An 18,095-nucleotide genomic window follows, 5' to 3' on the forward strand; every position below is an offset into this window, starting at 1 on the left:
GTGTAATTAAAATAAAAAACCCGCTTCTCTTTAGAAGCGGGTTTTTTGAATTATGAGTAAGTGCTTATCCTAAAGCAACTCTTTCAAAAGCTACAACCTTAAGGTTAGCATCCTGAGATTTTACATATTCAGAAACAGACATTTTGCTGTCTTTGATGTAATCCTGGTTTACTAAAGTGTTGTCTTTAAAGAAACGCTTGATCTTACCTTTTGCGATATTGTCAAGCATATCTTCCGGCTTACCTTCCTGTCTTAGTTGATCTTTAGCGATCTCGATCTCTTTTTCGATCACAGACTGGTCAACACCTTCTTCGTTAAGGGCAACAGGGTTCATGGCAGCTGCCTGCATAGAAACGTTCTTTGCGATCTCTTCGGCATTTTCGCTTTTTCCTGAAAGGCCTGTAAGAACAGCGATCTTGTTTCCTGCGTGAATGTAAGAACCTACGAAAGGAGCTTCAAGAGTCCTGAAATCTCCAATCTCGATCTTCTCACCAATTACTCCGGTTTGCTCAGTCAATTTCTCCTGAACAGTGATGCCTTTGTAATCTTTAGAAAGTAACTCTTCCTTAGAATTTACGTTCATTGCAAGATCTGCGAAATCTTCGGCCAACTTGATGAAAGATTCATTTTTAGCAACAAAGTCTGTCTCACAGTTAAGAGAGATGATCACCCCTCTTGAATTGTCTGCATTTACCTTTGCGATAGCAACACCTTCAGCTGATTCTCTGTCGGCACGGTTTGCAGCTACTTTTTGACCTTTTTTACGAAGAACTTCAATAGCTTTATCGTAATCTCCTTCAGCTTCAACAAGTGCCTTTTTGCAATCCATCATTCCGGCACCGGTAGCTTGTCTCAGTTTGTTTACTTCTGCGGCGGTTATATTAGCCATAGTCTTTAGTATTTTTATTAAAATGAATAAGTCGTTTAGCTAAATTCGAAAGAATGCAACCAAACGACTCATAGATTAATTATATGAACTTCTATTCTTCCTCGTCGTTAGAGCGTGCATCGGCCAAAGTCTCTTTTTTGGACTCCAGTCTTACATCTTCCTGAGCTTCTTTCATATCTTTCTTATCCTGTGGATCTGAAGATACAGCCTCGGTCTCTAATTTTGGCTTTCTTGCTCTTGGAGCTTTTGCCGGTTTCTCTTCTGCAGAGTCTTCTTCTTTACCTTCTTTACCAGAAGCTTTTCTTTCAGAAAGACCTTCTACGATTGAGTCAGCAACGTAAGAAACAACTTTGTTGATTGATTTTGAAGCATCATCATTTGCAGGGATCACATAATCCACATCTCTTGGATCTGAATTGGTATCGACCATTGCAAAAATTGGAATGTTTAATTTTTGAGCTTCTTTAACCGCGATGTGTTCACGAGTGATATCTACAACGAAAAGAGCACCGGGAAGGCGGCTCATTTCAGAAATAGAACCTAAGTTCTTTTCTAACTTAGCTCTCAAACGATCTACTTGTAAGCGTTCTTTTTTAGAAAGCGTGTTGAAAGTACCGTCTTTCTTCATTCTGTCGATAGAAGCCATTTTCTTAACAGCTTTACGAATAGTAACGAAGTTGGTCAACATACCACCTGGCCATCTTTCAGTGATGTAAGGCATATTGGCTCTTTCGGCTTGTTCAGCAACGATTTCCTTTGCTTGTTTCTTGGTAGCTACGAAGAGTATTTTTCTACCGCTGGCTGCGATTTTGCTAAGAGCCTCACCGGCTTCCTGCATTTTAGCAGCACTCTTGTATAGGTTGATGATGTGAATCCCGTTGCGCTCCATGTATATGTAAGGCGCCATGTTTGGATTCCATCTTCTTGTGAGGTGACCAAAGTGTACACCTGCATCAAGTAATTCTTTTACTTCTACTTTGTTTGCCATTTTTGTAATAGTTTACGTTCTGTTGAATTAGCAACAATCAGGTGGCGATATACGGCCCTGACCGTTTAGATGCTAAACTAACCACCGGCACTTCGACAAGCGGAGTGAATTCCGGAGTAACAACAAAAATCTTATGATTTAAATGAACTTTTTGGTGCTTTGAACACCAAATAATATTAACGTTTAGAGAACTGGAATTTCTTACGGGCTTTCTTCTGACCGAATTTCTTACGTTCAACCATTCTTGGGTCTCTTGTAAGTAGTCCTTCAGGCTTAAGCGTGCTTCTGTTCTCAGCATCCAACTCTACCATAGCTCTGGAAAGGGCAAGGCGAATAGCTTCTGCCTGTCCTGTGATCCCACCACCGTAAACGTTAACTTTGATATCAAAGCTCTCGTTGTTTCCGGTCATGTTAAGCGGCTGTCTTACTTTATACTGTAAGGTGCTTGTAGAGAAGTAATCCTTAACGTCTTTTTTGTTTACAGTGATGTTCCCGCTTCCAGAAGAAACGTACACACGTGCAACTGCCGTTTTTCTACGGCCAATTTTGTGAATAACTTCCATTACTTAAGATCGTTTAAGTTAATAGTTTTTGGCTTTTGCGCCTGAACGTCATGCTCGGATCCTGCAAAAACTCTTAGGTTACGGAAAAGATCTGCTCCAAGTTTGTTCTTTGGTAGCATTCCTTTTACTGCATTTTCCACAAGTCTCTCAGGACCTTTTGTGAATAATTCCGATGCAGTTAAACTTCTTTGACCCCCAGGATAGCCGGTGTGGCGAATGTACTCTTTAGAGTCCCATTTCTTTCCTGTTAAGTTGATCTTCTCGGCATTGATAACAACTACGTTATCACCGCAATCAACGTGTGGGGTGAAATTAGCTTTGTACTTTCCTCTTAGCAGCTTTGCCACTATAGAAGAAAGGCGGCCAAGGGCCTGTCCTTCGGCGTCTACAACAACCCACTCCTTATTGACAGTGGCTTTGTTGGCAGAAACCGTTTTGTAGCTTAATGTGTCCACACTAATTAAATTTACTTAATAATTAAACATTCCATTCCCTGCATAAAACAGGGGTGCAAATGTACAATTAAAAACTAATTATTCAAATGCCCGATAATTAATTTGTTGGAGTGGAAGATTTTGATTTTCAGAAGGCTCCAAAGAGCTGCTGAAAATACCTTTTTTGGTAATCCATTCTTCCTGAAGATAAACATAAACTTTCGAAGAAGATTTCTTCCGAAGTATTCCGTTTAACGATCATTCATGTGTTAAATGTATAATGAGATAAGAATTACGGCCGATTTTCTTTTAAGTATTCCTGATGTTTCTTTTCCATAGGTTTTACATGCAGCTCCTGCACCAGGATCATAACCACCAGAATTATCGGAGTGGCCAGAGTTATTCCCCAGAACCCAGCAAAACTGGCCACAATTAACTGTGAGGTTATAATGAGGGCGGGAGGGACGCTGGTCAACCGCTGCTGGATCTTAGGAGTTATTATGTTGCTTTCCAGGAACTGCACCAGAATGTAGAGTCCAACTACTATAAAAGCGGTCTGTGGATCCATTGATAACGCCACCAATACCGCTGGTATCATGGCAAGAAGAGGACCAAAGTTGGGAATGAAATTTAAAAAACCTGCAATAATCGAAAGTGCGAGCCACATAGGCATCCCCAAAATGTTCAAACCTACTGCCGTAAGCACAAATACCACGAACATGGCGAATAGTTTACCCAGGATCCACTGTTTCATGCTCCGTCCCAGGTGGTCCAGGACGTCATCGGCCTTACCTCTGCCTTTTGGCGGCACCAGTTTTTTAATCCCTTTTGTATAAAGATAAGGAGAGGCGGTAAGGTAAGCTCCCACTAACAGGATGACATACATATCGCCCAGGATTCCAAAAGTAGTTCTGAAAAAGCTTGAGAAAGCGGAGGTCATTTTTTCTCCGCTCCCGCTATCCTGGATCTTCTCTATGGCTTCCCTGCCCAACCAGGTGTCATTTAAATATTCCCTGGCATTCTCGTATGTCTCGGGTAAGGTTTCGCTGAGTTGAGACATTTGATTTTGTGCTTCACTGCCAATAAGCCATATAATTCCCGCGGCAAAAAGCAAGGTTCCTGCAACCGAGATGGTCATGGCAATCCACTTCTTCCAGTTTGTCTTCTTCTCTATGAGTTGAGCTAAGCCCCGAAAATATACTGCGATAAGGGCGCCGCCCAATACCAGGATAAATACGCTGAAAGTGGATTTAAACAGTAGGAGGATGGAAGTGATCAGGGCAAAGATGCCTGCCGTGATCCAAATTTTTTGTACAAATGAATATTTTTTGTCCTGACTGAATTCTTCGGTCATTAACAGGGGTTTTTGGTTGGAAAATCAGTGTTTTTCAAAAGGTACTAAAATTCCTCTTTTTTGCCGCTGCTGTTAACAGAGTCTTCCGAAAATGACATTTTTGGAGGGATGAAAGGTGAATGTTTAAGGTCTATTGATTAAGGTCTATTGATTAAGGTCTAATAATTTAAAGAAGAAGCTTTTTTGTTCTGATGTTGATCCTCAAATTTTGAATCTTGAATCTTGAATCTTAAATTTTGAACCTTAAACCTTAAACCTTGAACCTCCAACCTGCTAGTGCGCTTCCAGCCAGTTTTCGCCCACACCCAGTTCCACCTCCAGCGGCACATCCATTTTAAAAGCATTTTCCATTTCATGCTTCACCATCTCCTTGATCTTCTCAAGTTCGGGGCGGTAAACATCAAATACAAGTTCATCATGTACCTGCAACAGCATTTTAGTGCGATAATTTCCTTCTGTAAGCTTCCTGTGGATATTGATCATGGCCAGCTTAATAATATCTGCCGCGCTACCCTGGATTGGAGCATTTACTGCGTTTCTTTCCGCGGCACTGCGCACCATTTGATTTCGGGAAGTTATATCCCGTAAATATCGTCTCCTTCCCAGCACGGTTTGTACATATCCGTGCTCCCGGGCAAACTCCACCTGTTCACTAATGAAATTGCGAAGTTTTGGATAGGTTTTATAATAAGTGTCAATAAGATCTTTTGCTTCCCCTCTTGAAAGGTTGGTTTGATTGCTCAATCCAAAAGCCGAAACGCCATAAACAATACCAAAGTTCACTGTTTTTGCATTGCTTCGCTGTTCCCGCGTAACTTCTTCAATGGGTACATTAAAGACTTTTGCAGCTGTAGAAGCATGGATATCCTGGTTTTGCTGAAATGCCGAGATCATATTGTCCTCTTTGCTTAGAGACGCGATAATTCGCAATTCGATCTGGGAGTAATCGGCAGCCAGCAGGATATGATCTGCATCGCGGGGAACAAAGGCCTGCCTTACCTGCCTTCCTCTTTCGGTCCTGATGGGAATATTCTGGAGATTAGGATTTGTGGAACTTAACCTTCCGGTTGCAGCCACGGTTTGTACGTAATCTGTATGCACGCGGCCAGTCGCTTCTTCCACCTGCAGGGGTAAGGCATCAATATAGGTGTTCTTTAATTTTACAAGCCCCCGGTAATCCAATACCTGCTGTACGATCTTGTGCTGCGGCGCCAGGACAGAAAGGATCTCTTCCCCCGTAGAATACTGCCCCGATTTTGTCTTTTTTGGCTTGTCTACCAGCTTTAATTTTTCAAAAAGTACGATTCCCAATTGTTTTGGGGAACCAATATTGAATTCTTCTCCCGCCGTCTCATAAATTTCTTTTTCCAGTTGGGAAATATCTTTCTCCATTTCTTCTGAAAGGCCTCCAAGAAAATCCTTGTCCAATTTTATTCCTTCGAGCTCCATATCTGCCAGTACTTTGACCAGCGGAATTTCGATCTCCCTGAAAAGTTTTTCAGTATTTGCCTCTTTTAACTCCGGAGTGAAATGTTGCTTAAGCTGCAGGATAACGTCGGCATCCTCGACGCTGAATTCAGTCTGTTTTTCCAAGGAGATGTCCCGCATATTTTTCTGGTTCTTTCCTTTTCCTAAAAGGTCTTCAACAAAGACGGGGGAGTAATTAAGGTAGGTTTCAGAAAGCACATCCAGACTGTGGCGCATATCGGGGTTGATAAGATAGTGCGCGATCATGGTATCGAAAAGCGGACCTTTAAAACTGATGTTGTATTTTGCCAGTACCTTAATATCATGCTTCAGGTTTTGACCGACTTTCTCAATATCTTCGGCTTCGAAAAACGGGCGCAATTTTTCCAGTACCGCCTGGGCTTCGGCTCTTTCTTCGGGCACCGGAATATAAAAACCTTTACCGGCTTCCCAGGAAAATGCCACTCCTATTATTTCCGAAGAAAAAGGATTAAGGCCGGTAGTTGTAAATTCAAAACAGGCACATTTCTGCTTCATTAAATTCTGAAGAAAAAGCTCCAATGCCATACCTGTTGCCACACTTTGATATACGTGAGGCATTTCTTTAATGGTCTTCCTGCCCGAAAAATTCTCTATCCCTTCTGAAGCTTCGGCTCCAAAAAGGGAAAATTGCCCTGCTCCTGCAGGTTGAGCCTGGGCCTTCCCGGTTTCTGTGCTTGTCACCTGGGTGGGTCTTGGCGTTTCCTCCCCGGAAAATAATTTTAAAAATTGCTCTTTTAGGCGCCGGAATTCCAGCTCCTCAAAAATCTCCTGTACCTTTTCTGCATCGGGCACCGAAAGTTCATAATCTTCTGCATGGAATTTAACATCACAGTCGACCTGAATTGCTGCGAGTTTCTTGGAGATACGACCCAGTTCTGCATTGGCTTCGACCTTTTCGCGCATCTTACCTTTCAACTTGTGGGTGTTTTCCAACAAAGCCTCCATGCTCCCGAATTCCTTCAGGAATTTTTTGGCAGTCTTTTCACCAACTCCCGGAAGACCGGGAATATTATCTACGGCATCTCCCATCATTCCGAGGAAATCGATCACCTGATCGGGTCGCTCCACTTCAAATTTCTTCAAGACTTCAGGGATTCCCCAGATCTCAATGCCGTTCCCCATTCTGGCAGGGCGGTACATGAAAATATTTTCAGAAACCAATTGCGCAAAATCCTTGTCGGGAGTCACCATAAATACTTTATAGCCTTCAGCTTCGGCCTGTTTGGCAAGGGTTCCAATAATATCATCGGCTTCACACCCGGGAAGAACAACTACCGGGATATGCATGGCTTTTAAGATATCCTGGATAAAGGGAATGGCCTGTAAAATAGGTTCCGGGGTGGCATCCCGATGGGCTTTGTAAGCTTCAAACATTTCTGTACGCGCCACACTTCCTTCCTTGTCGAAACACACCGCCAAATGATCCGGCCGTTCTCTTCTGATCACATCAAAAAGTGAATTCATAAAGCCCATAATGGCCGAAGTATCCTGGCCTTTGGAGTTGACGATGGGATTGTTGATAAATGCGTAATATCCCCTAAAGATAAGGGCGTATGCGTCAAGAAGGAATAAGCGTTTCTGTTCGGCCATGGATTAAAATTTTGGAAGGCTAAAATTACGAAACTCAAATCAGTATTGAGTAATGAGAAGTTAGAAATGAAATTTATGGAACCCCATATTCACAATCGGAAACACCAGGCAAGCACCAAATTCCCAATTCCAAAACAAAATAAAAAAAGTGAATGGGCTTTATGGGCCCATTCATACTCAGTACTTCAGCTTTACCTGTATTAGAACTACACTGCTATTTCCGCTCTTTTATGCTTAAAGCCAAAGAACATGATATACCCGTAGCAAAGCATCACCAATACAAGGGCGAGGCTAAAGCCATAAGAATCGGTAAGGAAACCAAAGGCCGGTGGAATAATAGCACCACCAACGATCATGGTACATAAAACTCCCGATCCCTGCGGTTTGTTGTCTCCCAATCCTTCAAGTGCAAGGCTGAAAATTGTTGGGAACATGATCGAATTAAATAAGCCTACAGCGATAAGGGTCCACATAGCGACGAGTCCGGTGGAAAGGTTGGAGATAAGCACGAGCCCAATTGCACAGGCGGCAAATACACCCAGGACTGTACCTGGATTAATTATTTTCGTAAGGTAAGAGCCTATAAACCTTCCTATCATAGCACCTGTCCAATAAAAAGTCACAAATACTCCCACCACAGCCATATCTGTAGAAGTGGTTACTCCTGAAGAAAGTATCCATTCTGCCAGAGTGCGCATAAAAGGGGTTTCTCTTACCACATCTGGGAGGTTCAGGCTAAGGAAATAGTTGACCATATAGGAGCCAATAGCAACCTCGGCCCCCACATAGAAGAAGATCCCGAATGCTCCCATAATAAGATTCTTATTCTTCAGAACAACGCCGTAATCATTCGAGGCTTCAGTATCAGAAACCTTTGGAAGGTTCACAAAGAAGAAAACCAGCCCGATCAGGATGATAAAAATTGCAATTCCCACAAAGGGAGTTTGTACTGCGGCAGCTTCAGAAGCATAATATTTTACCCTTTCGGCTTCGGTCATAAAAGCGATCTCATCTTTGGTCATCACTTTATCGCTAAGAATAAAAAGAGCTCCTATTGCCGGTGCGATGGCAGTTCCGAGGGAATTAAATGCCTGCGACAGGTTAAGTCGGCTTGAAGCGGTACTGGCGGGACCCAGAATGGTCACGTATGGATTGGCAGCGACCTGCAGGATAGTTATTCCGCCTGCCAGGATAAAATATCCCAGCATAAAGACTCCAAAGACCCTGTATGAGGCAGCAGGCCAAAACAGGAGACATCCGGTAGCCATGGTAAAAAGACCCAGGACAATTCCTTTTTTATAACCAATTTTGGAGAGCAGCCAACCGGCGGGAATCGATAACAGAAAATAAGCGCCGAAAAAGGCAAATTGCACCATACCTGCCTCGAAATAGGAAAGGGTGAATACCTCCCTTAGTCTTGGAATGAGCGAATCTACAAGTACAGTTATAAATCCCCATAAAAAGAAGAGGACGGTTAGGAAAATAAAGGCGGTGCGATAAGATTTTTTCTGTTGTTCCATTGTTTAAAAATAATATTTACTGGGGAAGTTCCTATTCTCTCCTGCACGGTATTCCACGTATGAAAAACCTTTTTGAATGCAATAAGAGCCTACTTCTCCTTTTTTATTAAGGGCGATAAAGGCCGCCTGAAAATCTTTATAGTTCGGGTTTTGGTTAATGATGCGCAATATAGCAGTTTCACATGCTTCCTGCGGAGATTTCCCCTGCCGCATTAGCTCTACTATTAGAAAAGAACCTACACTTTTTAGAATAGCTTCTCCCATTCCTGTAGCCACTGCACCTCCCACTTCGTTATCAAGATAAAGCCCGGCACCAATAATTGGAGAGTCTCCCACGCGCCCGTTCATTTTGTAGGAGAGTCCACTGCTGGTGCAGGCACCTGCGATATCTCCTTTTTCATCGATACAAAGCATGCCAATGGTATCGTGGTTCTCAATATTGATGAGGGGTTTGTACTCCTTCTTAATAAGCCACTCCTTATATGCCTTTTCTGAAGCTTCAGTGAGCAACTCTTCTTTTTCGAAACCCATTTCCCGGGCAAATTGATCGGCACCTTCTCCGGCTAATATCACATGCGGCGTCTCTTCCATTACCTTTCTGGCAACAGAAACTGCATGAGTGTTATTTTTTAGATAGACTACTGCTCCTGCATTGCCTGATGGATCCATGATGCAGGCGTCAAGGGTGACATTTCCCTCTCGATCTGGCGCGCCACCGCGCCCAACAGTGGTGTTTCGAATATCGGCTTCTTCCACCATTACGCCCTGCTCAACGGCATCAAGAGCCGAAGCTCCCTGCTTTAGCATTTCTCCAGCCTTTAAGCTGGCATTGGGAAAATTCCAGGTCGCAATACAAACAGGTTGAAAATTTGCCATTTTAGACAGGTTTAGGTACTCTAATAAAGGTGAAGCTGCCGCCACTCCTAATCCGCTAAGGGAGGTATTCTTAATAAAATGGCGTCTTTTCAAATCTTAGCGGGCAAAAATCGGAGGTAAATGTATGAAATGTGATTCAGAAATTGAATGGTAGAGGACCGCAGCTTGGTTAAAAGTGACGCAAATCATTAAAAAGTTAAAACGGGTCAGGAAGAAACGTGGTTCCTTTGCTGCGCCTTAAAAATGATCTTTGGTGTCTATATGGCTATAGATGAAAGATTTGATCCCGGGATATTTTGGCAAGGCTTTAGCAGTATCTTTGCAGCTTAAATTTTTTACATGCGCTGGATCTTTTTTGTTGTTATTTATATTATTCTGGATATCTATGCCTATCAGGCCTTTAAGACTGTTACCCGGCATAGCTGGATCTACTGGATCTATCTCGCGCTTTCTTTAGGAGTGCTGGGTTATCTTTTATATCAATTCAACGTACCCGATAAACAGGGACTAACAGGCGCCCGAAGTTATGCCATTGGCTTCTTCCTTGCTTTTTTTGTGCCTAAACTCATTCTTTTCATTCTGCTTTTTGGAGAGGATTTGGTAAGAGTGGTGGTAAGTGGTCTTCAAAAAATATTTAATTCGAATGAGGCCTATGCTCTGCCGTCAAGGCGGAAATTCATTAGCCAGATCGCGCTGGGTATTGCAGCCATTCCGTTCGCTTCTCTTCTTTACGGAATGTACCAGGGTAGATACAATTATAAGGTTCTAAAGTATGTATTGCATTTTGATGATCTTCCTGAAACCTTCGATGGTTACAGGATCACCCAGATCAGTGATGTGCACTCCGGAAGTTTTGACAATCCCGAAAAGATCAAATATGGGATAGATCTTATCAACGAACAACAAAGCGATGCCATCATGTTTACAGGGGATCTGGTAAATAACACAGCTTCAGAAATGGATACCTGGAAGCAGTTTTTCGGGCAGCTTACAGCTAAAGATGGAGTTTATTCTGTCCTGGGGAATCACGATTATGGAGATTATGTGAACTGGGACTCTGCGGCGGCAAAAAAGGCAAATTTAGATGCGCTTAAGGAGGTGCACCGGGAAATGGGTTGGAATCTTTTATTGGATGAACACAGGAAGATCAGCCGTGGGAATGACACTATTTCCGTAGTAGGAGTAGAGAACTGGGGAGCCGGATTTAAACAGGTGGGAGATCTCGACAGAGCTTCTGCGGGACTATCAGAAAATGAATTTAAGGTCTTGCTTTCTCATGACCCTTCGCACTGGCAGGAGAAAGTGAAAAAGGACAACAAAAAATTCCATTTAACCCTTAGCGGACATACCCACGGAATGCAGTTCGGGATAGAAATTCCCGGCTGGTTTAAATGGAGTCCCGTGCAATACCGCTACGAACATTGGGCCGGAATCTACGAAGAAGCCGGGCGCTTTCTTAACGTAAACCGCGGCTTTGGCTTCTTAGCATACCCGGGAAGAGTAGGAATCTGGCCCGAAGTAACTGTGATAGAACTGCGGAAGGGTCCTAAGCCTGTATAAATTTGATGCCGCTATATTTTCTGCATAACTTCTGCCAGAAAGAGACGACTTCTGTCAATCTAGTGATAGCTTCTTCAGAATTACGAACCCTGTAATTTTCTCCTGGTTCTGTTTATTTTAAATTGTAAAAGTACCGCCATAGCTGTAAAGGTGATAACTGTGATAAGGATCAACACTTTTAATTCCGGAAGTATATCAAACATGTCTCCTCCATAAAATGCTAATTTTCGGAAGCCGCCCAGGTAGTGTGTCACCGGGATAGATTGAGAAAATGCATTAATAGCTTTAGGCATTGCCAGGCTTGGCCAGGTGAATCCGCTCAATACGTATGCCGGAGTGGAGATCACCATTAATAATTCTGTAGCCTTCAACTGATTTGGGATCAAAACCGAAAACAGCATCCCAATTCCCATAGACGCCAACGTTAGGAAGGCAGTAAGGATAAGCATAGGAATATTAAAAATATCCGCTTCCACATTAAAGAACACAAAGAACTGGCTAATAATGAACCACATTACCGGCAGCATCAGTAAAAACGGAGTTGCTTTAAGCCCTATGTGATAAATGGACCATTTTTTCATCTTTACCAGCTCTTTAAAATATCCATCCTCAAAATCCCTTGCAAAAACCAGGGCCATAGCCAGAAAGATCACCTGTTGCATAATGGCTCCCAAGAGTCCGGGGAGCATGAAGCTCAGATAATTTCCGGCGGAATTGTAGAGCTTATTGAAACTAATTTGAAAACTTTCATATGATTCCAGCGCCTGAGATTGAGACATCCCCTGTTTCTGAAGACCTTCAATTTCTATCCCTGCGTTCACGGTCATCAATACCTGCTGTATATTCTTACTGGCAATATTGGCGTTAAGTATATTGGCCATGTTGAGGTCCACTCTCACTTCCGGATGTCTTTTCTGAAGTATATCGGCTTCGAAGCCTGAGGGCAGGGTTATTACTGCAGCATACTGCTCCCCGGGCATTTCTTCAGCTATGGTTCCAGGGGTATATCTTAGATCCTTCAGCAGCAGCGCTTCATTGATCTCAAACGCATCAATGATCTTATCCGATAAAGGACTAACATCCTGATCAACAATGACAATGGGAAGGTCTATCACCTTTGCCTGTTGATAGACAAATCCAAATAAGATTCCGTACAGAATCGGAGCTCCAAAGAAGATAGCTGAGAGCACATTATTGGAGAATATTCTTTTAAATTCTATCCTGAGTAATTTCAGAAATTCCTTCATAATGTTACTTTTTAAGAAGTATGGTTGCATTGGTGTAGAACTGAAGCTCAGAAATATCAGAGGTAGGCACCACTTTTAATTCATAAACAGATTCTGACAGGTCATAAAGCGGGGCGGTACTGGTAATATCTGCATAATGTGCAAGCTGCTTTATTGCTAAAATCTTTCCTTCGATCGCTTCTTCAGTATAAGGATTGACCATTACCAATTCCTTTCCTTCTTTAAAATCATAAATATTCGATTCGTTTATGGTAAACCTGAAGTAAAGACTGCTTTTCTTGTATCCGTTGAATAGGGAATATCCCGGAGTGAGCAATTCGCCCTCTTCAAGGCTTACGGTTTCAATAGACATATCTGCAGGAGCAAGCAGGAAGACCTCATTAGATGCAGTTAGCACTTCTTCTTTAGCTCCCCGCGCACGGTCCAACTGCCCTTTCGCCTGTTCGATCTGTTCAGATCTCGCCCCATTCTTTGCCTCATGACGTTTTGCCTCAATAGCCGAAACCTGAGCTTTGGCCATATTCAATTTCATTTTCACCTCGTCTAATTGCTGCCGGGTTACTAAGGAATCCTTATACATATTGTTAAGCCTGTTATACGATTCCTGTGCGAAATCCAATTGCGCCCTTGCAGATTCAAGTTGTCCGTCGATCTGCATCAATTGTTCTGTTGTAGCTCCATTATGGGCCATATTGAGTTGACCCTGGGCAGCCGTAACCGCGCCTTCTGCCTGGATCATTTTCGCATAGATCTCGGGAATATCCAATTGAGCCAGAGTATCTCCTTTTTTGACCTCCTGTCCTTCCTCTACATATATTTTTTCTATTCTCCCCGCCAGTTTACTGCTCACAGCGATGGTTTCAAATTTCACCTTGCCTCTAAAAGGGGTGATTTCCTCTTCATTACTACATGAACTTAGCGACAGTAGGGCGATCAAGCCGAATCCTATATTCTTTATTGTTATCATATTTCTTTAAATCCTGGTTTAATAATTAAGTAATCCTTTTGCATGAAGTAGAGCGATAATGGCTCTTCGCTGATCGAAGTAAGATTCCTGCAATTGAAATTTTGCTTTTTCCAGATCTTTTAATGCATCAAGCACCTCGTTGACAGATGCCAGATCATTCCTGTATTGCTTATCAATCATTTCATAAGTGGCTTCCGCCAGTTCTATCTCTTTCTGAGAAATACGTGTGTTTTGGAGAGAAGACTCATAGGACAATTCAGCTTTAACAAGGCTTAGGACGATCATTTCCTGAGCTTCCTCACGTTGTTCCTGATATTTCCTGCTTTCGAGTGTTGTTTGGATGCTTTTTAACCTTGACTGGTTTCCGTCAAAAAGATTCCAGCGTATCCCTACACCAACATACCATTGAGGATCTAATAGAGAAAGGTCGTCCTCCATGAATTCATAATGTCCTTTTACGGCTACTTTTGGAATGAAATGACTTCTTTCCATTTTCGCTTTGTAATCGGTAGCTTTTTCTGCCTCTTCCAATGCCTTGATTTCATTGCGTTTTTCAGCATACATCAGCGTGTCCGGCATTATGGAGGTTAGCTCCGGCTGTAGTAATCTTAAATTTTCTTTGTTTTCACCGGTTAGCTGATGTAATACCTCAATTAGTAAAGTTTTGTTATGGCTGAATTCAAGTTGTTTCGCAGCAAGTTGTTGCCGGGCAAGTTCAATTTTCTTTCTGCTAATAGGGGTTGCCAGGCCATTCTCGATAGCTTTCCGAACATAATATTCCTGTTCCATCAGGTATTCTTCTGAAGCTGATATCACCCTTTTCGAAGCATTTACAAGAGCAAGTTTGTCATAGGTTTCAATGATCTTCAGGGCGACCCTGTCCTTCTCGGCCATCCCTGCGTATTTTACAGAGGCTTCCTTATGTTTCCCTGCTTTTAGGGCATTGGTAGCTTCAAATCCACTGAACAATACCCAGTCTACATCGACAGAGGATTTTAAAATGTTCTTGTCCTGAAGATTTGGAGCTTCCTTAAGGGGAATATTTTCCGGAAAAGGAGCGTTGAAAGGCATGTCCATAGCTTCCTTAATAAGAAGCTTTTGTGTAGACATTAGAAGATTTTTGGTGTCATCATCAAAGGTGATATCATCATTAAGCCGGGTGTAACTTCCGTTTAAAGTGATCTTTGGAAGAAATACCGATTTAGCTAATTTTTGATCTACCTGTGCTTTTTCAGCATCCAGATCATACACATTTACTGTATGACTTTGGTTTAGGCCTTTGTTGATAAGGATTTTAAGTGCGGGATCTAACTGCTGTGCCAGCGAAGTCGTGGGAATTATGCCCACTATTAAGAGGCAACTAAGAATGATCCTCTGGAAAGTTAATTTCATTGCAACTGTTTTTTAAAGCAGTGCAAAGTTCTTCACTAAGTAGAGTGTATCCTTTGACCTATGTCAAAAAGTAAAGATCAGGATTTTTTGGAGTCATTCCGGCGAATACGACTCAGGGTTTCTTGTGTCATTCCGAGATAGGAAGCGATAAACCCTAAAGATACTCGGGTCGAAATATCGGGAAACTCTTTTAGCATGTATTCATAGCGTTCTCTGGCAGTCTGGAATTGTAAAGCGTTTAATTTATTGACCACCCGGGTGAGCATCTCAGTAGAAAGTAGCCTTCCGAATTTTTCCATGTTGTGGTACCGGGCAAACAGCATATCTAATCTCTCCCGGGTGATACTGTAAATCACTGAATCCTCAAGCATTTCCAGGTAATATATACTGGGAACCTGTTGAAAAAAACTTTCTATACTGGACATGATTTTTCCATCTATAAAAAACCACTGGGTAATTTCCATCCCGTCTTCTTTGAGGTAATAACTCCTGCCAACGCCTTTCTCTATGAAGTATAATTTGCTGCAAATCTGTCCTTCCCTCACCAGGATCTCATTTTTCTGAACACTTTCCTTTTCAAAATGAGATACAATATCCTCCAGTTCTTCTGACGAGAAATCGACAACCTGCTTTAAAAAAATGGAGAGATTCATATTGTAACTGGCCCTGTTTATCTATACAAAGGTATTTAATTGAGAAGGAAGTGAGTTTTTCTTATTCAGGATTGACTTTAGAATTGATGCCATTATTATTAGTCTCCGGAATTCGGTCTTCTTATTTGTATTCCAAAAAGCGTGAAAAGAACCTGGTTCACATTAAATCAAACTTTTGATTATATTTGAAATAAGCTGCTAAAGAAGCACACTTCCGCAGCATCTCAAATATCAGGATTATGTCAAAATTTGGGGAATTAATTGACTTGCAGATTCCGGTACTTCTGGAATTCTACACAGACTGGAATGAGGCTTCGGAAGCTATGCATCCGGTACTTAAAGATGTGGCAGCCGCACTTGGGGACAAGGCGAAGGTGATCAAGATCGATGTCGACAAGAACTCTGAACTTGCTGAAGCCTTACGGGTAAAAGGTCTGCCCACTCTCATGATCTACAAGGAAGGGGAGATGAAATGGCGTCAAAGCGGCGAACAGGACGCTAATACATTAATTGGGTTGATGCAGGAGTATCTTTAACATCTCCGGGAAATTTTTCAAGTCATTTTAGAATATTAAGAAGAACTTAAGGAGCAGCAGCCTTTTTTCCTACTTTTGATCTGAAAAATTAACCTGTATCGTCGTGAAAAAAATATCACTTCTCCTTATTAGTCTTTTGATACTTTCTGCCTGCAGCAGTGTTAAACGTGGCAAGCAGGCCGTCAACCAGGGGAATTATCATGAGGCTATCGACATTGCTGTGGAGAAACTTCAGAAGGATAAAGACAAAAAAGGAAACCAGGAGCATATTCTTATTCTGGAAGACGCTTTTAAGAAGCTGACTGAAGCTCGTAAAAAAAGAATCGTCTTTTTAGAGAAGGAGGGAAATCCTGCAAATCTAAAGGATATCTACCTGCTTTACAGGGAACTCGACGGGGTACAGAAACAGATATCACCATTGCTGCCTTTGGCCCTGCATAGTAATAACAGGGAGGCGCGATTCAGGTTTACAGATTATACAGATGCATTGATAGCCTCCAGGAACCGGTATGTAGATTTTCTATATGAAGAAGCCAAGAGCCTGATGCAACAACAGGAGAAAATGACCTATCGCCAAGCCCATAATCAACTTTTGGAACTTCAAAGGCTATCTCCCGGTTATAAGGACGTTTCGCAATTGCTGGAGGAAAGCCATAACAGAGGATCAGATTTTGTTTTGGTGGAACTTAAGAATCAGACTCCGTTTGTAATTCCGGTAAGGCTGGAAGACGAACTGTTGAACTTCAATACCTACGGTCTGGATGACTTTTGGACTGAGTATCATGCAGAGCGAAAAAGAAATTACGAGTATGATTTTGCTGTTCAGCTCGGTTTCAGGGAGATCCTCATATCTCCTGAAAGGCTGCTTGAGAGGGAGATTCCGCTGGAGGCGGAAGTTTCCGATGGATATACCTACAAAAAGGACAGGAAGGGAGAGCTGGTACTGGACAGTTTAGGCAACAAGATCAAGGTCGAAAATTTCGTAAAGGTAAAAGGTGTCTTGTACAAGACTGTGCAGACAAAAAATTTAGCACTCCAGGGGAAGGTGGATTACCTGGACCTGAGAAATGGCCGAATTATGAATAGTTATCCTTTAAATACGGAATTTGTTTTTGAGAACGTCTTTGCTTCCTATGAAGGAGACAAAAGACTGCTGACCAAAGAAGATAAGCTGCTTTTGCAGAATCGTTTTGTGCCCTTTCCTTCTAATGAGCAAATGCTTCTGGATGCTTCCGACGATATAAAGAGCCGTCTGGGACCCATCCTGAAAAGGTACAGGTTCAGGTAATTTTATTAGCTCCGCCGCCTTCCAAACCTCCTGGTGCTTTGTAATATGCTATTGTTTCGGATAAAAAAGTCAATGGCCAACCCATACCCGGACAGGAGGTAGGGGAACGAATTTTTCCTGCCCGGGATTTCTAACATTCAGGTGCTCCAGGTACTAACCCTTTGGTTAATGAGCTGCAGGCTTTTTATGTTTCCTGACTCCGCAGGTATTCAGTCCGATCATTGTATAGAGAGGACAGAAGCTAACAAGGCTTGTTAGAACAAACACACCTGCAAGTATTAAAAGGACTATCCCAATGGTGCCGGAGATTACATTAGTATAAAAAAGCGCTACAATCACCGCAGCAATTATCAACCTGACAATACGATCTGCTGTTCCCATGTTTCTTTTCATGATGTAAGAATTTTTAAGGTGTTCAATTTTGTGTGGTTGAAGAAAGGTTGTATGCCAGTCCCGGTACCATCATCTCTTCTTCGTAAAACTAAACAGGAAATTTGATCTGTGCAGTGACCAAAGTCACCATTACCTATATTTATGCTATAAGTGTGCTGCTTTATTTTTTCCTTTTAATAAATCCTTTATTTACAACAGGAATAACAGATATGAATATTCTTTCCTTATGATCTCTTTATTCAGAGGGAGTTCTTTAACTATTGCAGCAACAAGATGTGCAAGCAATTTGGATGGATCCATTTTTATTTCATATTTCCGGCAAAACGAAAAAGGGGG

16 protein-coding genes are annotated in these 18,095 nt (G+C 42.2%); 3 read left to right on the forward strand and 13 right to left on the reverse strand.

Translation table 11 applies throughout. The features are described from left to right. Positions 1 to 64 precede the first annotated feature (64 nt). From tsf to CRO16_RS06315, 8 genes are all read right to left on the reverse strand, one after another. On the reverse strand, positions 65 to 889 hold the full coding sequence (tsf, locus tag CRO16_RS06280) for a translation elongation factor Ts (RefSeq protein WP_097055444.1): 825 nt from the start codon (positions 887 to 889) through the stop codon (positions 65 to 67). A 91-nt stretch (positions 890 to 980) separates the two neighbouring features. Continuing rightward, positions 981 to 1,877, reverse strand: a complete 897-nt coding sequence (gene rpsB / locus CRO16_RS06285) for a 30S ribosomal protein S2 (RefSeq protein WP_097055445.1) — start codon at positions 1,875 to 1,877, stop codon at positions 981 to 983. A gap of 176 nt (positions 1,878 to 2,053) precedes the next feature. After that, positions 2,054 to 2,440, reverse strand: coding sequence for a 30S ribosomal protein S9 (gene rpsI, locus CRO16_RS06290; RefSeq protein WP_097055446.1), 387 nt, complete (start codon positions 2,438 to 2,440; stop codon positions 2,054 to 2,056). After that, positions 2,440 to 2,895, reverse strand: coding sequence for a 50S ribosomal protein L13 (rplM, locus tag CRO16_RS06295; protein ID WP_097055447.1), 456 nt, complete (start codon positions 2,893 to 2,895; stop codon positions 2,440 to 2,442). The genes rpsI and rplM overlap by 1 nt, the downstream gene beginning before the upstream one ends. 271 nt (positions 2,896 to 3,166) lie before the next feature. Then, positions 3,167 to 4,228: an AI-2E family transporter gene (locus CRO16_RS06300; protein WP_097055448.1), complete on the reverse strand. Its 1,062-nt coding sequence runs from the start codon at positions 4,226 to 4,228 to the stop codon at positions 3,167 to 3,169. 273 nt (positions 4,229 to 4,501) lie between these two features. Further along, positions 4,502 to 7,327, reverse strand: coding sequence for a DNA polymerase I (gene polA / locus CRO16_RS06305; protein ID WP_097055449.1), 2,826 nt, complete (start codon positions 7,325 to 7,327; stop codon positions 4,502 to 4,504). 206 nt (positions 7,328 to 7,533) lie between these two features. Further along, positions 7,534 to 8,847: a sugar MFS transporter gene (locus CRO16_RS06310; protein WP_097055450.1), complete on the reverse strand. Its 1,314-nt coding sequence runs from the start codon at positions 8,845 to 8,847 to the stop codon at positions 7,534 to 7,536. Between the two features lie 3 nt (positions 8,848 to 8,850). Next, positions 8,851 to 9,816 carry a N(4)-(beta-N-acetylglucosaminyl)-L-asparaginase gene (locus CRO16_RS06315; protein WP_097055451.1) on the reverse strand — a complete coding sequence of 322 codons (966 nt, stop codon included), beginning with the start codon at positions 9,814 to 9,816 and terminating at the stop codon, positions 8,851 to 8,853. 246 nt (positions 9,817 to 10,062) lie between these two features. On the opposite strand from CRO16_RS06315, the gene CRO16_RS06320 reads away from it, so the two are divergent. Further along, entirely contained in the window at positions 10,063 to 11,283 is a 1,221-nt protein-coding gene (locus CRO16_RS06320; protein WP_097055452.1) for a metallophosphoesterase, read from the forward strand. Positions 11,284 to 11,363: 80 nt separating this feature from the next. Here CRO16_RS06320 and CRO16_RS06325 read toward each other — a convergent pair whose 3' ends face one another. From CRO16_RS06325 to CRO16_RS06340, 4 genes are all read right to left on the reverse strand, one after another. Next, a complete protein-coding gene (locus CRO16_RS06325; protein WP_097055453.1) occupies positions 11,364 to 12,530 on the reverse strand; it encodes an ABC transporter permease in 1,167 nt (388 codons plus the stop codon). Positions 12,531 to 12,534: 4 nt separating this feature from the next. After that, positions 12,535 to 13,497, reverse strand: coding sequence for an HlyD family secretion protein (locus CRO16_RS06330; protein ID WP_097055454.1), 963 nt, complete (start codon positions 13,495 to 13,497; stop codon positions 12,535 to 12,537). A gap of 18 nt (positions 13,498 to 13,515) precedes the next feature. Further along, the gene (locus CRO16_RS06335; protein WP_097055455.1) at positions 13,516 to 14,889 is read right to left on the reverse strand and encodes a TolC family protein; all 1,374 of its coding nucleotides are present in this window, start codon (positions 14,887 to 14,889) and stop codon (positions 13,516 to 13,518) included. A gap of 77 nt (positions 14,890 to 14,966) precedes the next feature. After that, on the reverse strand, positions 14,967 to 15,542 hold the full coding sequence (locus CRO16_RS06340; RefSeq protein WP_097055456.1) for a Crp/Fnr family transcriptional regulator: 576 nt from the start codon (positions 15,540 to 15,542) through the stop codon (positions 14,967 to 14,969). 239 nt (positions 15,543 to 15,781) lie between these two features. Between CRO16_RS06340 and CRO16_RS06345 the strand changes: the two genes are divergently transcribed. Together CRO16_RS06345 and CRO16_RS06350 are read left to right on the forward strand one after the other, a co-directional pair. Continuing rightward, positions 15,782 to 16,078, forward strand: a complete 297-nt coding sequence (locus CRO16_RS06345) for a thioredoxin family protein (protein WP_097055457.1) — start codon at positions 15,782 to 15,784, stop codon at positions 16,076 to 16,078. 103 nt (positions 16,079 to 16,181) lie between these two features. Beyond that, positions 16,182 to 17,366: a hypothetical protein gene (locus CRO16_RS06350; protein WP_097055458.1), complete on the forward strand. Its 1,185-nt coding sequence runs from the start codon at positions 16,182 to 16,184 to the stop codon at positions 17,364 to 17,366. 165 nt (positions 17,367 to 17,531) lie between these two features. On the opposite strand, the gene CRO16_RS06355 is transcribed toward CRO16_RS06350, so the two are convergent. Beyond that, the gene (locus CRO16_RS06355) at positions 17,532 to 17,759 is read right to left on the reverse strand and encodes a YgaP family membrane protein (RefSeq protein ID WP_097055459.1); all 228 of its coding nucleotides are present in this window, start codon (positions 17,757 to 17,759) and stop codon (positions 17,532 to 17,534) included. Positions 17,760 to 18,095: the final 336 nt, after the last annotated feature.

Origin of the sequence: Salinimicrobium sediminis, assembly GCF_900215295.1 — a bacterium.
GTDB lineage: Bacteria > Bacteroidota > Bacteroidia > Flavobacteriales > Flavobacteriaceae > Salinimicrobium > Salinimicrobium sediminis.